Consider the following 15881-nt stretch of genomic DNA (forward strand, 5'->3'; position numbering starts at 1 on the left):
CCGACGGCCAGCAGGATCGCGGCCTGGCCGAGCGAGTCACCCAGCACATAGCGTCGCGAGGCACCCATGGCGCGCAGCACCGCGATGTCGCGGGTGCGCTGGATCGTCCACACGCTGAGGAAGGCGACCACCACCAGGGCGGTGATGCCGTACAGGAAAGCCTGGATCATCACCAGCGAACCTCGCTCGGAGGCGTAGCCCGGGAGGGCATCCAGCATGGCCTTGCCGCTGACCGGCTCGAGTCCCGCCACCGCAGCACCTGGCATGTCGGTGCCGGTGGGGACGAGCATGGCGGTGGCCTGCCCCTTGGGGGCGTGGGCCAGCTGGTTGGCGGTGGTCGTCGTCGTCCACGCGACGGCCGCGTGCGAGTACCAGTGGGTGGCCTCGGTGCCGGCCACCGTCAGTGGGTTGCCATTGAGTTCCACCCGGTTGCCCACGGTGACGCCCTCGGTGACCTCCTCGGGCAGCAGCACCTGTCCGTCGGCAAGGCGCAGTCCCATGGAGCGGGCCGTGGCGCCCCGGGGATCGAGGCCCATCACGGCGACCTGGGCGGTGCGTCCATCCACCTGCATCCGGGCGCGAGTGACGACGAATGGTTCGGAGCCGGGCACGGCCTTCCGCACCCGATCGGCCGTGGACGCCTCGACGGCCGAGTCGGCCCAGCCGAGCTGGTCCCCGCTGGGGGCCAGCAGCGCGCCCTGCACGGGAAGCGACTCCAGGGCCGAGGTGCTCTGCTGGCCCAATCCGCGGGTCAGCGCGGACAGCACCACCAGCAGCAGGGTCACCAGAGCGACCACGCCGGTCATCAACAGGAAGCGGCCCTTGGCGAAGCGGATGTCACGAAGTGCGAGGAACATGTCATCCATTCCATCCGCACAAGGCCTCGTACCCATCGCCCATGGCCCGCACCCGTCGGAACCGAAGGGGGGAGCGTGGAGTCATCCTTTTGGATGATCGGCGCCCCGACGGGGCTGGGCAGTCCTGGTTCACCCGGCCTTCCGCCTACTGTTGGAGCCATGGGCCAGATGACCACAACCGCTCGCAGCGCCCGCCGGCTCAGCACCATGGTGCGTCATTCCAGCCATCTCTTCTTCGGGCTGCTCTGGGTGGTGGCGATGGCCACCCACCTGCGCCGCCATGACGGGCCTGCCGCCACCCTGCTCGGCGGTGCGTTGCTGGTCACCTACCTGGGCGGCCTGTTGGTGCAGTCCCGCCGACCGGACCATGCCCGACGACCACTGCTCGGACGGTTGTGGGTGCTGGCCCTGGCGCTGTTGTGGGCTGCGGCATCGGCCGTCTCGGGAGCCTGGGTCTGGCTGGTCTTCCCGATCTTCTTCCTCGTCCTGTTCATCTGGCCGAGCCCCACCTGCTGGCTGCTGTTGGCCGGGCTGACCCTGTGGGCGGGGCTGTCACCCCTGACGCGTGGGGAGGGCCTCGCCGTCGGCAAGCTGTTGGGCCCGGCACTGGGGGCGGGCGCCGCAGTCATCGCCTGGACGATCGGCCGCCAACTGCACCGTGATGCCCTGGCCCAGCAGCAGCTGGCCGAACAGGTGCTGCAGGCCCAGGACGAGCTGCTGGCCACCGAGAAGGCCCGTGCCCGCGCCGTCGAACGCGAAGGCCTGGCCCGTGACCTGCACGACACCCTGGCGCAGGGACTCAACTCCATCGTCATGCTGTCCCGCTCGGCCGCCGCCGAGCACCCAGAGGCCGGCGGGCAGCTGGCCGTGATCGAACAGACTGCCCGCGAGAACCTGGTCCAGGCCCGCCAGTTGGTGCACCGCCTCACCCGGGAGGAGAGCCGCGACCTGCGCGAGGCCCTCACCGAGCTCGTCGAGGCCACCGCCCGTCGCGAGCGGGCCATCGGGTCCGGACTGGAGGTGCGGCTGTCGGTCAGCGGCGACGAGGGACCCGTCGGCCCCGAGGTGCAGCAGGTCGTGGTGATGGCCACCCGTTCCCTGCTCGCCAATGTCGTCCAGCACGCCCAGGCGCGCACCTGTGTGGTCAGCCTTGCCTGGTTCGACGATGCGCTCGCCCTCGACGTCGTTGACAACGGTGTCGGTCTGGCGACCGACCACGCCGACCGCTTCGGGCTGTCGGCGTTGCGTTCCCGCGTCGAGACCGTCCGCGGCACCATCTCGGTGGAGTCGGAGCCGGGTGGCGGTACCTGCGTCGGGCTGCACCTACCCCTCTCTCGTCCCGCCCATGGCAAGGAGCTGTGATGACACCCCCCGTTCGCGTCCTGGTCTGTGACGACCATCCGATCGTCCGCTCCGGGCTGATCGGTCTGCTCGAGCAGGAGCCGCGGCTTGAGGTCGTCGGCCAGGCAGGCACCTCCGCCGAGTGCCTGCGGTGGGTCAACGAGATCGTCACCACCGGTGGGGGAGTCGACGTCGTCCTGATGGACCTGAACCTTGGCGAGGGCCCCGACGGGATCCACGCCACCCGGGAGCTGACGAAGCGCGGGGTGCCGGTGCTGGTGGTGACCACCTTCGACTCTGAGGCCGACATCCTCGATGCGCTGGAGGCCGGTGCGCGGGGATATGTGCTCAAGGACGTGCCCACCGATACCCTGGTCGCGGCGGTGCTGGACGCGGCGGCCGGCCGCACCGTGCTGTCGCCCGAGGTGCAGCAGCGGCTGGTGGAGCGCACCATGCGCCCGTCCACCACCGTCAGTTCCCGCGAGATCGAGATCCTGCAGCAGGTGGCCACCGGCGCCGGCAACCGGGAGATCGCCAAGGCCCTGTTCATCAGCGAGTCGACGGTCAAGACCCACCTGGCGCACCTGTTCGGAAAGCTCGGGGTCGACAACCGGACGGCGCTGGTGGCGCGGGCGAGGGAACGCCGTCTGATCCGGTGAAGGACCCGGGCAGGTGGAGGCTGGGGCAAGACCTGGCAAGTCGCCTCATCCGCACCCGCAGACGGTGTCAAATGGCGTGGTTCGTCAGGCTGGACGTCGGGTGCCGGCACTGGTGCCGCACACCGTCCACCCTGTTCTCCTCACGCGACAAGGTGGTTCGTCATGGCTGTGCTCGACTGGGTCGTGGTCGGCTTGTTCTTCGCGCTGATGATCGGCATCGGCATCTGGTCGCGACGCAAGAGCTCCGACTCCGGGGACTTCTTCGTCGGCGGCGGCAATGTGCCATGGTGGCTGTCGGGTGTCTCGCACCATGTCAGCGGCCACTCCGGTGTCGTCTTCGTCGCCTATGCCGCCATCGCCTACAACCTCGGCTTCACCATGTACGTCTGGTGGGCGCTGGTGATCGCCTTCGCCACCCTGATCGGCGCCAAGGTCTTCGCCCCGCGCTGGCCGCGCCTTCGCCAGACGCTCGGCATCCAGTCGCCCACCGAGTACCTGAGGATGCGCTACGGACTGCCCGCCCAGCAGACCATCGCCTGGCTGGGAGTGCTGATGAAGCTGGTCGACATCGGCGCCAAGTGGGCCTCGATCGGCGTGCTGATGAACGGCTTCACCGGCCTGCCCGTCTGGCAGGGCATCATCCTGTCCGGCGCGGTCAGCATGATCTACATCACCATCGGCGGGCTGTGGGCCGACCTGCTCACCGACTTCGTGCAGTTCGGCGTGCAGCTGGTGGCCGGCATCGTGATCCTCGTCGGTGTGGGCCATGCCCTGAGCGCACGCGGGCTGAACTACGTCAGCATGTGGGGCGAGCTTGACCGCATCCAGCCCGACTTCTCCAGCCCCTTCGCCGGCAAGTACACGATGCTGTGGGCGGCGCTCTACCTGTTCGCCAAGACCTTCGAGTACAACGGCGGCAACTGGAACCTGGCCGCCCGGTTCATCTCCACCTCCTCCGGCTCCGAGGCGCGCAAGGCCGAGCTGCTCAGCTCCGCGCTCTACTTCGTGTGGCCGCTGCTGATCTTCGCCCCGATGTGGGCCGGTCGCCTGCTCCATCCCGGCCTGGCCGATCCCGCCGCCCAGCTCTACCCGCTGCTCACCTCCACCTACCTGCCCCACGGCCTGATCGGCCTGGTGCTGGCCAGCATGTTCGCCTCGACGATGGGCATGACCGTCTCCGACGTCAACACCCTGTCGGCGGTCACCCAGCGTGACATCCTGCCGGTGCTGAGTGCGAAGTTCGACGAGGTCCGCCTGAGCGGTGCCGCCTCGCTGCGACTGGCCCGGATCATCACCGTCGGCTTCACCATCGCCACCGTGCTGGTGGGCCTCAACAAGGACGCCTTCGGCGACATCATCGGCATGATCATCACCTGGTTCGGGGCGTTGGTCGGCGTGACCGGCATGCCGCTGCTGCTGGGCCTGTTCAAACGCTTCCGCCACAGCGACGGCACCGCCGCGATCGTCGGCATCATCTTCGGCATGCTCACCTTCGCGATCAGCCAGATCTGGCCCGAGGACTTCCCGGCCGACTGGGTCACCGTCGGCCCGATGCTGGTCAGCGGCGCCTTCTACCTGGCCATCGGCGCCATCAACAAGGCCCGCGGACGCGCGGTCCCGGCCGAGGTCGACGCCATGCTCGACTACGTGGAGGCCCCCGATCGGGCACTGGCCTGAAGCACCCAGGAAAGACACTGCGGGCCCCGGGAGATCCCGGGGCCCGCAGCGCGTCCGAACCGTCTTCCAGCGGCGACGTTCAGTCGCGCACCACCGTGCCGGGGCCCGTCGAGACGCCCAGCTTGGTGATGTCGGCCGGGTGCATCAGGTTCTCGATGGAGAAGACCCGATCGAGCGTGGCCTCGTCGAGCAGGCCATGTTCCAGCACCACCTCGCGCACCGAACGGCCGGTGCGGGCGCACTCCTTGCCGACCATGTCGCCGGCCTCGTGACCAATCAGGTCATTGAGGTAGGTGACGATGCCGATGGAGTTCATCACATAGGCGCGGCACCGATCCGGATTGGCGCTGATGCCGACCACGCACTTGGTGCGCAGGATTTCGCAGGCGCTGCCGAGCAGGGCGATGGACTCGAACATGGCCTGTCCGATGGCCGGTTCCATGACATTGAGCTGCAGCTGGCCGGCGTCGGCCGCCATCAGGACGGTGACGTCATTGCCGAAGACCTTGAAGCAGACCTGGTTGACGACCTCGGGGATCACCGGGTTCACCTTGGCGGGCATGATCGAGCTGCCGGCCTGCATCTCGGGCAGGTTGATCTCCTTGAGCCCGGCGCGGGGCCCGGAGGAGAGCAGGCGCAGGTCATTGCACACCTTGGAAAGCTTCAGCGCCAGGCGCTTGAGGGCGGCGTGCACCATGACATAGGAACCGCAGTCGCTGGTGGCCTCGATCAGGTTCGGAGCCAGCACCACCTCGTGGCCACTGACCTCGGCCAGCTTCTGCACCGCCAGCTCGGAGTAGCCGTCGGGGGTGTTCAGCTTGGTGCCGATGGCGGTGGCGCCCAGGTTCACCTCCAGCAGTAGCGCGGCGGTGCGGCGCAGCTGCACCAGCTCCTCGCGCAGGGTGGCCGCCCAGCCGCCGAACTCCTGGCCCAGGGTCATCGGGACGGCGTCCTGGAGCTGGGTGCGTCCCATCTTCAGCACCTGGTCGAACTCGCGGGCCTTGGCGTCGAGGCCGTCGGCCAGCTGCTCCACGACGGTGTGCAGGTTGCCCAGCGAGGAGTAGACGCCCAGACGGAAGCCGCAGGGGTAGGCGTCGTTGGTGGACTGGCTGCGGTTGACGTGGTCATTGGGATGGATGGTGCCGTAGCTGCCCTTGGGCAGGCCGCGGTGCTCCAGGGCGAGGTTGGCGATCACCTCGTTGGTGTTCATGTTCAGCGAGGTGCCGGCGCCGCCCTGGAAGACGTCGATCGGGAACTGGTCCATGCACCGGCCGTGGTCGAGGATCTGGTCGCAGGCCCACACGACGTCATCGGCGACATCCTGCGGCAGGGCTCCCAGTTCGGCATTGGCCAGCGCACAGGCCTTCTTGACCTGCACCATGCCCCTGATGAAGTCGGGGACCTGGTTGATCGAGACCCCCGAGATCTTGAAGTTGTCGACCGCACGCTGGGTGTGGATGCCGTAGTAGGCCTGCGCCGGGACCTCCCGGACCCCGAGCAGGTCCTCCTCGGCGCGAGTGAGCGAGCTCATGAGCACGCTGTCCTTTCAGATGTTCACCGGTCTGGCCCTTCGCGCTGGGCACATCGGTGTGCCCACCAGGCCAGGCCGTGGTTCTGTATTCCACAGTAGAGCCCTCGTGTCGACTATTCACCTCAGGGCAAGCACTTGCGACTAGCGTGGGAACCATGAGCACCAGTTCCACACAGCCCACCCCGCCGCTCTGGATCGAGCTGGAGGGAGTGGTGAACATGCGCGACCTCGGAGGTCGCCCCACCGCCGGCGGTGGACGGATCCGTCCCGGCGTCCTGCTGCGTTCCGACAATCTTCAGGATCTGCCCGCCGCCTCCGTGCGCAGGCTCGTCGACGAGGTGGGCATCAGTGACGTCGTCGACCTGCGCACCGATCTGGAGCGGCGCGTGGTCGGCGAAGGGCCTCTCAAGTGTGAAGAGCTCCGCTTCCACGAACTGACGCTCTACCCGGAGGGTGCGAAGGAGACCGGGATCCCCGACGACCGGGACGAGGAGCCTGACCGCCTGCCCTGGGAGGGGGACTTCGAGGCCGCCGCGCACGAGCGGCAGGAGCACGACGAGCACTTGGCCAACCACTACCTGGGCTACCTGACCCAGCGGCCCGACCACGTCATGGCCGCATTGAAGGCGATCGCCCACGCCCCGGGCGCGGTGCTGGTGCACTGTGCCGCAGGCAAGGACCGCACCGGCACGATCTGCGCCCTGGCTCTCAGCGAGGTGGGGGTGCCGCGCGAGGAGGTGGTGGCCGACTACGACACCTCGAACCAGCGCACCGAGCAAATCATGCAGCGCCTGGCCAGCACCGAGCCCTATGCGACCGACCTGGTGGGGCAGAGCGTAGCCGACCAGACCACGCCGGCCAGCACCATGCGGATGCTGCTGGCGAGCCTCGACGAGACCAGCGGGGGACCGTCGGGCTGGATGCGTGCCCACGGCTGGAGCGAGGACGACGCCCGCGCCCTTCGTGCCAAACTGGTCGACGCACCGCAGCCGGACTGAGCACCGGCGCCATCGAGAGGAGAAGCCATGGGCATCGTGCCCCGCGCCTGGGAGTCGAAGACTGCCGTCACCATGGAGACCGGCCACGTGGCCGTTGCCGACGGCCAGGTCCCGGTGAGGATCTTTCGGCCCGAAGCAGGCACCGGCGCCGGCATCGTGCTGGTGCAGGAGATCTTCGGCGTGAGTGACTACATCCAGCAGCGGGCCGCCGACTTGGCCGACGAGGGCTGGACGGTGATGGTCCCCAACCTCTACTGGCGCATCGGCGCTCACGTGGTCACCGACGACGACCCGGCGATGATGCCGCACGCCATGGAGTTGATGCAGGCCAATCCCTGGGACGAGACGGTCGCCGACATCCGCGCCTGCGTCGCCGACCTGCGCGCCCGACCCGAGTGCGGTGGCCGGGTCGCGCTGGTGGGTTTCTGCTACGGCGGCGGCCTGGCCTATGCGGCCTGCTCCGGCATCGAGGGCCCGGAGTTGGCCGACGCCCTGGTCTGCTACTACGGATCGACGCTGCCGCAGCTGGTCGAGCAGGTGCCCGTGGTGAGGGTGCCGAGCCTGCACCACTTCGGCGAGGCCGACGAGTACATCCCCTTCGCCGAGGCGCAGCGCATCGCCGGCGTGATCGGCGGGGGCGGCACCGACGTCGAGTTCAGCTCCTGGCCGGGTGCCGGGCATGCCTTCGACAACCCGATGCAGATCTTCCACCACCAGCAGGCCAGCGAGGACGCCTGGCGCGAGACCTGGGTCTGGCTGCTGGAGCACCATCCCGACGAGATCGACCGCATGCCGGCGCCGCGTCGCTGACGGCTCAGCCCAGGCGCTCGCGGCGGGCCCGCAGGGCGATCGGCAGGCCGACCAGGAAGCTCACGACCAGGGCCACCATCACCCCGATGTTCGCAGCGGCCCAGGCACCTTCGCGCCCGCCGAAGGGACCCAGCAGGTAGCCCTGCCAGGTGAGCCAGGCGGCGGAGCTGTTCGTGACCAGCCCGAAACCGAGCACGCAGGTGGCGAGCATCGCCAGCAGCGCGGGCCAGCGCACGTGGCCGGCGCCCTGGCTGGAACTGTCGAAGAGTCGCTCGGCCGGGTAGCCCTCGCGCCAGCGCACCAGCAGGTCGGCGCCGAAGATGCCGGTCCAGGCCGCCAGCGGTACTCCGAGGGTGATCAGGAAGCCCTCGAAGGGGGTCAGGAAGTCGGGGGAGTACCAGACCACCAGCACCACGCCGCCCAGAACGAGCAGGCCGTCGACCAGTGCGGTGGCCCAGCGGGGCAGCGGGATGCCGATGCTGAGCAGGGCCAGGCCCGAGGAGTAGATGTCGATCACGGCACCGGCCACCAGGGCGGTGACGGCGACCAGCCAGAAGGGGATCACGAACCACAGCGGCAGCATGGTGGTCAGCGCCCCGATCGGGTCGGCGGTCACCGCCTCCATCAGCTGCGGGTCGGAGCCGCACAGCAGGATGCCGAAGACAATGAAGGCGCACACCGGCAGCGACCCGCCCAGCGTGGTCCAGCCGACCAGGGAGCGTCGCGGTGTGGAGCGCGGCAGGTAGCGCGAATAGTCGGCCGCGCAGCTGGTCCAGCCCACGCCGAAGCCGCAGAAGACCATCACGCCGGCACCGACCAGCGCGGCGAGGCCACCACTGGGGTGCTCCATCAGGGCCGACCAGTGCACGTGCGGCAGGCACAACGCCATGTAGACCAGCGAGACCACGATCACGGCGCTGGTGATCCACTTCTGCGAGGCCATGATCGCGTCGAAGCCCAGCACGCCCAGGCCCACGACCACCACCTCCATCACCACCAGCACGGCCACCATGAAGCCGGCGCCGGCGGTGAAGCCGAGGCGCTCGGCGACGGTGGCCGTCGACAGCACCGCCAGTGAGGTCAGCACGATCTCCCAGCCCACCACCAGCAGGTAGCCGACGATGCCGGGAAGAACATTGCCGCGCACGCCGAAGACGGCGCGGGAGAGCACCATCGTCGGGGCCGAGCCGCGCTGGCCGGCCAGCGCCACCAGGCCGACGAGCACGAAGGAGCCGATGGTGGCCACCAACGAGATGGCCACCGCCTGCCAGAAGCCCAGGCCGGAGCCGAGCAGGTAGCCGCCCCAGCTGACGCTGAGCACGTGCACATTGCCCGCGGCCCAGGGCCAGAACTGGCTGGCCGCCCGTCCCTTGCGTGCGTCTTCGGGGATGATGTCGATCCCATGGGTCTCGATGTGCGCGGCGGACATGGGTGGGGCGGCTCCTGCGTCGGCGATGCCCCTCAGCCGAGGGAACGCTGGATCCTCTCACGAATCTGCTCGGGGGCGAGCCCCTGGGCCAGCAAGTGGCTGAGCCAGGCGACGATGGCGTCGGTGGTCAGGTCGCCACCGGCCACGGCTCCGGTGGCCAACAGCCCCTGGCTGACGGCATAGGTGCCCAGCTGGACGCCGCCGTGCGGGCACTGGGTGGTGACCACCACCACCGTCCCGGCGGCACTGGCCTGCGCCAGCGCCTCCAGCAGCTCCGGGTCGTTGTCGGGGGCATTGCCGACGCCGTAGGCGCGCAGCACCAGTGCCTCCGGCGGCGGGGTGAGCAGGGACCGCACACGCTGGGCGGTCAGGCCTGGGTGCAGGGTGAGCACCACCAGGTCCGTCGGCCGGTAGGGGCGCAGCTCACCCAGCGGCGTGGCCCGGCCCGGATCATGCGTCTGCGACAGCGGATTGAAGACGAGCTCGCCATCCTCACCTACCACTGCGAGCGGCGGCACGTTGACGGTGTCGAAGGCGTGGTCGTCCTCGCTGGAGACCTTGGTGGCGTGGTGCGGCACCATCAGGGTGCCGTCGAAGAAGAGCGCCACCCGGTCCAGCCGCTCGTCCAGGGCGCAGCGCAGCGCCCCCAGCGCATTGCCCGGCGCGTCCGAGTCGTCGACCACCAGCGAGCGCTGGGCACCGGTCAGCACGACGGCCTTCCCCAGACTGGCCAGGGCGAAGTGGGTCGCGGCGGCGCTGAAGCCCAAGGTGTCGGTGCCGTGCAACACCACGAAGGCATCGGCATCGTCGCGGTGGTCGAGCACGGTCTGCACGATGCGCTGCCAGTCCTGGGGGCCCGCATTGGAGGAGTCGATCAGTGGGTCGAGGGTGACCAGCTGCCAGTCGAGACCGGGCAGCTGCTCGTCGACCAGCCCGGTGAGCCAACCCTCCAGGTCGGCACCCGGCTCCCAGCCCCGCTCGGTCAACTGCATGCCGAGGGTTCCGCCGGTGTAGACCACCAGGATGCGCCGGCCCATCACAGCTCCTCGGTTCCGCGACGGGGCGTCTCGACGGCGGTGACGTCGTCCTCGAGGAGGGCCTGCTCCAGCAGCGTGGCGTCGATGTTCTTGCGCACCAGGAACCAGCCCCCGACCATGGCCAGCGCGACCAGCCCGAACAGGCCGATGGTGGGCTTGCCGATGTCGTCGGCGAACCACATCATCACGATCACGGCGAGCAGGAACAGGATCGTCGCGGCATTGGTGACCGGCGCCCAGAACAGGCGGTAGGCGGGGCGCTCGTAGAGGCCCTGCCTGGCCTTGCGGACGAAGATCCAGTGGCTCACCATGATCGACATCCAGGTGCCGGCGATACCGATGCCGGCCAGGTTCATCACGATGTCGAAGGCCTGCGTGGGGTAGGCGTAGTTGATCAGGACGCCGATCAGGCCGAGCACCGACGTGATCACGATGCCGCCGTAGGGCACCTTGAAGCGGTTCATCCGCGCGGCGAAGGACGGCGCGGAGCCGGCGACGGCCATTGAGCGCAGGGTGCGGCCGGTGGCGTACAGGCCGGCATTCAGCGAGGACAGCGCGGCGGTGAGCACCACCAGGTTCATGATCGAACCCGCATTGGGCACCCCGATGGCATTGAAGAAGGTGACGAAGGGCGACTCATTGCGCGAATAGGAATTCCACGGCATCAGCATGGTGAACAGCACCACCGAGCCGACGTAGAACAGCGCGATGCGCCACATCATCGAGTTGACGGCCTTCGGCATGATCTTGGCGGCATCCTGCGCCTCCCCGGCCGCGACGCCGATCATCTCGGTGCCGCCGAAGGTGAAGACGACGCCCAGCGCGAGGGTCACCATCGGGGCCAGGCCCTGCGGGAACAGGCCGCCGTGGTCCGCGATCATCGACGGGCCGGGGGTGTAGCCGTCGACGGCGCGCCCGGTGACGATGAAGAAGACCGCGATCAGCATGAAGCCGACGATGGCGGTCACCTTGATCATGGCGAACCAGAACTCGAACTCGCCGAAGAACTTCACGCTCAGCATGTTCATGGTGAACACGATCGCCAGCGCCACCAGGGCGATGATCCATTGCGGCACGGTGGAGAAGATGTTCCAGAAATGCATGTAGAGGGCGACGGCGGTGATGTCGGCCATCACGGTGGTGCACCAGTCGAGGAAGAAGAGCCAGCCGGTGACGTAGGCGCCCTTCTCACCCATGAACTCGCGGGCATAGGAGACGAAGGCGCCCGAGGAGGGACGGTGGATGGTGAGCTCACCCAGGGCGCGCACCATCAGGAAGGCGAAGAGGCCGCAGACGGCATAGACGATGGCCAGGGCCGGTCCGCCCATCGCCAGGCGTCCGCCGGCGCCGAGGAAGAGTCCGGTGCCGATCGAGCCGCCGATCGCGATCATCTGGATGTGGCGGGGCTTGAGTTCCTTCTCGTAACCGTGGTCGGCCGTGTCCATGTGGGCCGGGCCGCCGTGCACCGGCTGGGTGGGCGTGTCCATCGAGTCTCCTTGGGTGTGCCGTGGGGCGGGTGACGTCCTTGTCACTGCGATTCGGCCATGGTAAAGCCCGCCCCGATCGGCTGGTGAATTCGGTGGTGGTCACTAGGATCGGTGGCGTGACTGACCTGTTCGGCAATCCCGACGACCCCGCTCCCGAGACCGTGCTGGCGCAGGGTTCGGGTGCTGCCGGGCATCTGGACGGCGGTTCGCTCGGTGGCGCCGGACACCATCAGCTGCCGCTTGCGGTGCGGCTGCGGCCACGCACCATCGACGAGATCGTCGGGCAGCAGCACCTGCTCGGCCCCGGCTCCCCGCTGCGCCGTCTGGCCTCGGGGCAGGCCGCGATGAGCGTCTTCCTGTGGGGCCCGCCCGGGGTCGGCAAGACCACCATCGCCTCGGTGGTCTCCCACACCACCCAGCGTCGCTTCGTCGAGGTCTCCGCCGTCACCGCCGGTGTGAAGGAGGTGCGCCAGGAACTCGACATCGCCCGTCGTGAGCTGGCCAACGGCCGGGCGACGGTGCTCTTCGTCGACGAGGTGCACCGCTTCAGCAAGGCCCAGCAGGACGTGCTGCTGCCGGCCGTCGAGAACCGTCTGGTCACGCTGATCGCGGCCACCACGGAGAACCCATCCTTCTCGGTGATCTCGCCCCTGCTCTCGCGTTCGTTGCTGCTCACCCTCAGGCCGCTCACCGACGACGACATCGGTGCGCTGGTCGACCGGGGCCTGTCCGACGAGCGCGGACTGGGCGGGCGCTTCGAGATCGAGGACGAGGCCCGCTCCACCATCATCCGGCTCGCCGGGGGAGACGCCCGTCGCTCCCTGACCTACCTGGAGGAGGCTGCCGCCGGCGCCGAGGCGATGGACTCGCAGACCATCACCGCCGAGATCGTCGAGAAGTCGGTGGATCGCGCCGCCCTGCGCTATGACAAGGACGGCGACCAGCACTACGACGTGATCAGCGCCTTCATCAAGAGCGTGCGCGGCTCCGACGTGGACGCCTCGCTGCACTACCTGGCCCGGATGCTGGAGGCCGGTGAGGATCCGCGTTTCATCGCCCGGCGGCTGGTGATCAGCGCGAGCGAGGACATCGGCATGGCCGCCCCGAGCGTGCTGCAGACCTGCGTGGCCGCGGCCCAGGCGGTGCAACTGATCGGTATGCCGGAGGCGCAGCTCACCCTCGCCCACGCCACCATCGCCGCCGCGACCGCGCCCAAGAGCAATGCCGTCACCACCGCCATCGCCGCGGCCCGGGCCGACATCGCGGCAGGTCGTGCCGGGCTGGTGCCGCCGCACCTGCGCGACGCCCACTACTCGGGGGCACAGCAGCTCGGCCACGGGCAGGGCTACAAGTACGCCCACGACCACCCGCACGCCGTGGCCCGCCAGCAGTACCTGCCCGACGAGCTCGCGGAGGCCCGCTACTACCAGCCCACCGAGCACGGCAACGAGGCACAGATCGCCGACCGGGTGCGCACCCTGCGCGGCCTGCTGGGACGCGACTGACCCTGGACGGTCCGCCACAGCGCCCCGCGCGCGGCATCCTGGGGGCTCAGCGCCGCGGCCCCATCACGTGCAGGTCAAGGTCCCGGCTGACGATCTCGCAGGTGGCCACGCCGCGCACGCTGGAACCGTGCTCGTTGAGCCGCGGCGAGAAGACGGCCAGGCCCAACTGCCCCGGGGCGACGGCGATCAATCCGCCACCGACCCCGGACTTGCCCGGTAGCCCGACGCGCACCATCCACCAACCCGCCTCGTCGTACATTCCCGACATCGTCATCACCGACAGCACCCGCTGCACCACCAGGGGTTCCAGAAGTTGCTGGCCGGTGGCCGGCTGGGTGCCCCCATTGGCCAGGGCGGCGGCCATCCAGGCCAGGTCCGCGGTGGTGACCATCGTGGCGCAGGCGGCGCAGTAGTCGCGAGTGGCCTCCACCGGATCGTCGCCCAGGATGTCGAAGGAGTGCATCAGGTGGGCCATGGCCAGGTTGCGGTGGCCGTTCTCCACCTCCTCCATCGCGATCGACGCATCGGCGTGTAGGGCGCGACCGGCCAGCGAGGAGTAGAAGCGCAGCAGGCGCGACATCCGGCCCTTGTGCGGCAGCAGGCTGGTGGCGGCGATGGCCCCGGCATTGATCAGGGCATTGTCGGGCCGGCCCGTCTCGTCCTGCAACGAGATGCGGTTGTAGGCTTCACCTGAGGGCTCGACGTCGATCGCGGCGTCCACCGCGTCGAAACCCACCTCCGAGAGCGCCAGCGCATAGGTGAAGGGTTTCGAGACCGACTGCAGCGAGAACTCGGTGCGCGCGTCGCCGGCCTCGTGCAGCTGGCCGTCAACGGTGGCGATCGCGATGCCGAAGGGCTCGGGATCTGCCTCTGCCAGCGCCGGGATGTAGGAGGCGACCTCGCCCCCGGTCTCGGGAAGCACCCGACGGTGCACGTCGGCCAGATAGGCTCTCAGGTCATCCATGGGGTCCAGCCTGTCATGCTCGCCGGATCACCAGGGGAAGGGCTTGTAGTCCTTGAGGAAGACGCCGTAGAGGTCGACGCCCTGCTCGCCCTGCCAGATCGGGTCGAGCACGCGCGCTGCGCCGTCGACCAGGTCGAGTGGGGCGTGCCACCCCTCCTGGGCGATGCGCAGCTTCTCGTCGTGCGGGCGCTCGTCGGTGATCCAGCCGGTGTCGACGGCCGTCATCAGGATCTGGTCGGTCTCGAACATCTCCTGGGCGCTGGTGCGGGTGAGCATGTTCAGCGCCGCCTTGGCCATGTTGGTGTGCGGATGCCCGGCGCCCTTGTAGCGGCGGCCGAACTGGCCCTCCATCGCCGAGACGTTGACCACATAGGTGCGGCGGGCGGGACTTGCCGCCATGGCCGCCCGGAGCCGGCTGATCAGGATGAAGGGTGCTGTGGCATTGCACAGCTGGGCCTCCAGCATCTCCAACGGGTCCACCAGGTCGACGGTCTTGGTCCAGGAGTTCTCGCGGGCCAGGTCGGGCAGCAGGCCGCCGGCGTCGATGGCGGTGCCGGCCAGGTGCCGCTCCAGCGAGGCATTGCCGGCAGTGAGTGCCTGCGCCGCCAGCTCCGCGGCCGACTGGCTGGCCAGCGCGGCCGACAGGCTTCCCCCGGCCCCGACCAGGGCGGCGGGATGTGCCTCGGAGATGTGGTCGAAGGTCAGCATCCGGGGCATCGGCCGGTCGGTGGGCAGTGCCGCCTTCTCGCCCTCGACCAGGTGCGAGTAGGCGCCGGGGGAGCGGCGCACGGTCTGGGCGGCGTTGTTGATGAGGATGTCGAGCGGTCCGGCCTGGGCGACCTCGTCGGCCAGCGCCACCACCTGGGTGGGGTCGCGCAGGTCGATGCCGACGATCTGCAGCCGGTCGATCCACTCGTCGGAGTCGGGCATCTGGCGGAAACGCCGTGCCGCATCGTGCGGGAAACGGGTGGTGATGGTGAGCGCGGCCCCGTCGCGCAGCAGCCGCAGCGCGATGTACATACCGATCTTGGCCCGGCCGCCCGTGAGCAGGGCCCGGCGACCGGTCAGGTCGCAGCGCTGGTTGCGCTTGGTGTGGTTGAAGGCCGCGCACTCGGGGCACAGGTCGTGGTAGAAGGCATCGACCTGGGTGTACTCGCCCTTGCAGATGTAGCAGCCGCGCGGTTCGTTGAGGTGGCCGGCGATGGCGCCGGTGGCGGTCGAGACCAGCGGGATGCCGGCGGTCTCGTCGTCGATCCGCTGCGGCGAGGCGGTCGCGGTGCGGGCCAGGACCTCGTTGTCGGCGTCGATGGTCGGCTGGCGCACGGCCCGGCGGCGGCGGGCGCGGATGGCCCGGTTCATCCGGTTGACGGCCTGCTTGAAGGCGATCTGGTCGGGGTGCTCCAGCTCAAGCGCCGCCAGTTCGTCGAGAACACGCAGGGTGGTGGCCATGTCGTCGGGGTCGATGCCCGGCCCGAAGGCGTCGTCACTGGGTCGTCCGGGCAGGGGTCGCCCCGGTCGAACTGGTCCGGGCTGAACTGGTCCTGGCTGCGTGGTCACCGGGTGATCCTAGTGGTCCTGGCGCCCTG

13 protein-coding genes are annotated in these 15881 nt (G+C 69.2%); 6 read left to right on the top strand and 7 right to left on the bottom strand.

Features of this window, described 5'->3' with window-relative positions:
- Positions 1 to 857: FtsX-like permease family protein (locus ACHFFZ_RS13585; protein WP_394277139.1), on the bottom strand; the 857-nt coding region annotated here is incomplete at its 3' end.
- Between the two features lie 168 nt (positions 858 to 1025).
- Here ACHFFZ_RS13585 and ACHFFZ_RS13590 point away from each other — a divergent pair.
- From ACHFFZ_RS13590 to ACHFFZ_RS13600, 3 genes are all read left to right on the top strand, one after another.
- Positions 1026 to 2219, top strand: coding sequence for a sensor histidine kinase (locus ACHFFZ_RS13590; RefSeq protein ID WP_394277140.1), 1194 nt, complete (start codon positions 1026 to 1028; stop codon positions 2217 to 2219).
- Positions 2219 to 2857, top strand: a complete 639-nt coding sequence (locus ACHFFZ_RS13595) for a response regulator (protein ID WP_394277141.1) — start codon at positions 2219 to 2221, stop codon at positions 2855 to 2857. Before ACHFFZ_RS13590 ends, ACHFFZ_RS13595 begins: the two co-directional genes overlap by 1 nt.
- Positions 2858 to 3019: 162 nt before the next feature.
- The gene (locus tag ACHFFZ_RS13600; protein WP_394277142.1) at positions 3020 to 4534 is read left to right on the top strand and encodes a sodium:solute symporter family protein; all 1515 of its coding nucleotides are present in this window, start codon (positions 3020 to 3022) and stop codon (positions 4532 to 4534) included.
- Positions 4535 to 4613: 79 nt separating this feature from the next.
- Here the strand turns inward: ACHFFZ_RS13600 and aspA are convergent, their stop codons facing one another.
- Positions 4614 to 6065: an aspartate ammonia-lyase gene (gene aspA, locus ACHFFZ_RS13605; protein ID WP_394277143.1), complete on the bottom strand. Its 1452-nt coding sequence runs from the start codon at positions 6063 to 6065 to the stop codon at positions 4614 to 4616.
- 155 nt (positions 6066 to 6220) lie between these two features.
- Here aspA and ACHFFZ_RS13610 point away from each other — a divergent pair, with 155 nt between their 5' ends.
- The gene (locus tag ACHFFZ_RS13610; protein WP_394277144.1) at positions 6221 to 7063 is read left to right on the top strand and encodes a tyrosine-protein phosphatase; all 843 of its coding nucleotides are present in this window, start codon (positions 6221 to 6223) and stop codon (positions 7061 to 7063) included.
- Positions 7064 to 7090: 27 nt separating this feature from the next.
- The gene (locus ACHFFZ_RS13615; RefSeq protein ID WP_394277145.1) at positions 7091 to 7873 is read left to right on the top strand and encodes a dienelactone hydrolase family protein; all 783 of its coding nucleotides are present in this window, start codon (positions 7091 to 7093) and stop codon (positions 7871 to 7873) included.
- A gap of 4 nt (positions 7874 to 7877) precedes the next feature.
- On the opposite strand, the gene ACHFFZ_RS13620 is transcribed toward ACHFFZ_RS13615, so the two are convergent.
- Genes ACHFFZ_RS13620 through ACHFFZ_RS13630 form a run of 3 tightly spaced genes read right to left on the bottom strand, consistent with a single transcriptional unit; the run spans position 7878 to position 11826 of the window.
- A complete protein-coding gene (locus ACHFFZ_RS13620) occupies positions 7878 to 9302 on the bottom strand; it encodes a purine-cytosine permease family protein (RefSeq protein WP_394277146.1) in 1425 nt (474 codons plus the stop codon).
- A gap of 32 nt (positions 9303 to 9334) precedes the next feature.
- Positions 9335 to 10339, bottom strand: a complete 1005-nt coding sequence (locus ACHFFZ_RS13625) for an asparaginase (RefSeq protein ID WP_394277147.1) — start codon at positions 10337 to 10339, stop codon at positions 9335 to 9337.
- Positions 10339 to 11826, bottom strand: coding sequence for an amino acid permease (locus ACHFFZ_RS13630; protein ID WP_394277148.1), 1488 nt, complete (start codon positions 11824 to 11826; stop codon positions 10339 to 10341). The genes ACHFFZ_RS13625 and ACHFFZ_RS13630 overlap by 1 nt, the downstream gene beginning before the upstream one ends.
- 116 nt (positions 11827 to 11942) lie before the next feature.
- On the opposite strand from ACHFFZ_RS13630, the gene ACHFFZ_RS13635 reads away from it, so the two are divergent.
- The gene (locus ACHFFZ_RS13635; RefSeq protein WP_394277149.1) at positions 11943 to 13331 is read left to right on the top strand and encodes a replication-associated recombination protein A; all 1389 of its coding nucleotides are present in this window, start codon (positions 11943 to 11945) and stop codon (positions 13329 to 13331) included.
- Between the two features lie 46 nt (positions 13332 to 13377).
- On the opposite strand, the gene glsA is transcribed toward ACHFFZ_RS13635, so the two are convergent.
- Together glsA and ACHFFZ_RS13645 are read right to left on the bottom strand one after the other, a co-directional pair.
- On the bottom strand, positions 13378 to 14295 hold the full coding sequence (gene glsA / locus ACHFFZ_RS13640; RefSeq protein ID WP_394277150.1) for a glutaminase A: 918 nt from the start codon (positions 14293 to 14295) through the stop codon (positions 13378 to 13380).
- Positions 14296 to 14322: 27 nt separating this feature from the next.
- Positions 14323 to 15852, bottom strand: coding sequence for an SDR family NAD(P)-dependent oxidoreductase (locus tag ACHFFZ_RS13645; protein ID WP_394277151.1), 1530 nt, complete (start codon positions 15850 to 15852; stop codon positions 14323 to 14325).
- Between the last annotated feature and the right edge of the window lie 29 nt (positions 15853 to 15881).

This window comes from Luteococcus sp., assembly GCF_043424415.1.
Taxonomy (GTDB): Bacteria; Actinomycetota; Actinomycetes; order Propionibacteriales; family Propionibacteriaceae; genus Luteococcus.

Excerpts from the sequence above, each read along its gene's own strand:
- ACHFFZ_RS13620 (WP_394277146.1), bottom strand. The coding sequence starts at position 9,302 with ATGTCCGCCGCGCACATCGAGACCCATGGGATCGACATCATCCCCGAA.
- ACHFFZ_RS13630 (WP_394277148.1), bottom strand. The coding sequence starts at position 11,826 with ATGGACACGCCCACCCAGCCGGTGCACGGCGGCCCGGCCCACATGGAC.
- ACHFFZ_RS13625 (WP_394277147.1), bottom strand. The coding sequence starts at position 10,339 with ATGGGCCGGCGCATCCTGGTGGTCTACACCGGCGGAACCCTCGGCATG.
- ACHFFZ_RS13610 (WP_394277144.1), top strand. The coding sequence starts at position 6,221 with ATGAGCACCAGTTCCACACAGCCCACCCCGCCGCTCTGGATCGAGCTG.
- ACHFFZ_RS13615 (WP_394277145.1), top strand. The coding sequence starts at position 7,091 with ATGGGCATCGTGCCCCGCGCCTGGGAGTCGAAGACTGCCGTCACCATG.
- ACHFFZ_RS13590 (WP_394277140.1), top strand. The coding sequence starts at position 1,026 with ATGACCACAACCGCTCGCAGCGCCCGCCGGCTCAGCACCATGGTGCGT.
- ACHFFZ_RS13600 (WP_394277142.1), top strand. The coding sequence starts at position 3,020 with ATGGCTGTGCTCGACTGGGTCGTGGTCGGCTTGTTCTTCGCGCTGATG.
- aspA (WP_394277143.1), bottom strand. The coding sequence starts at position 6,065 with ATGAGCTCGCTCACTCGCGCCGAGGAGGACCTGCTCGGGGTCCGGGAG.
- ACHFFZ_RS13595 (WP_394277141.1), top strand. The coding sequence starts at position 2,219 with ATGACACCCCCCGTTCGCGTCCTGGTCTGTGACGACCATCCGATCGTC.
- glsA (WP_394277150.1), bottom strand. The coding sequence starts at position 14,295 with ATGGATGACCTGAGAGCCTATCTGGCCGACGTGCACCGTCGGGTGCTT.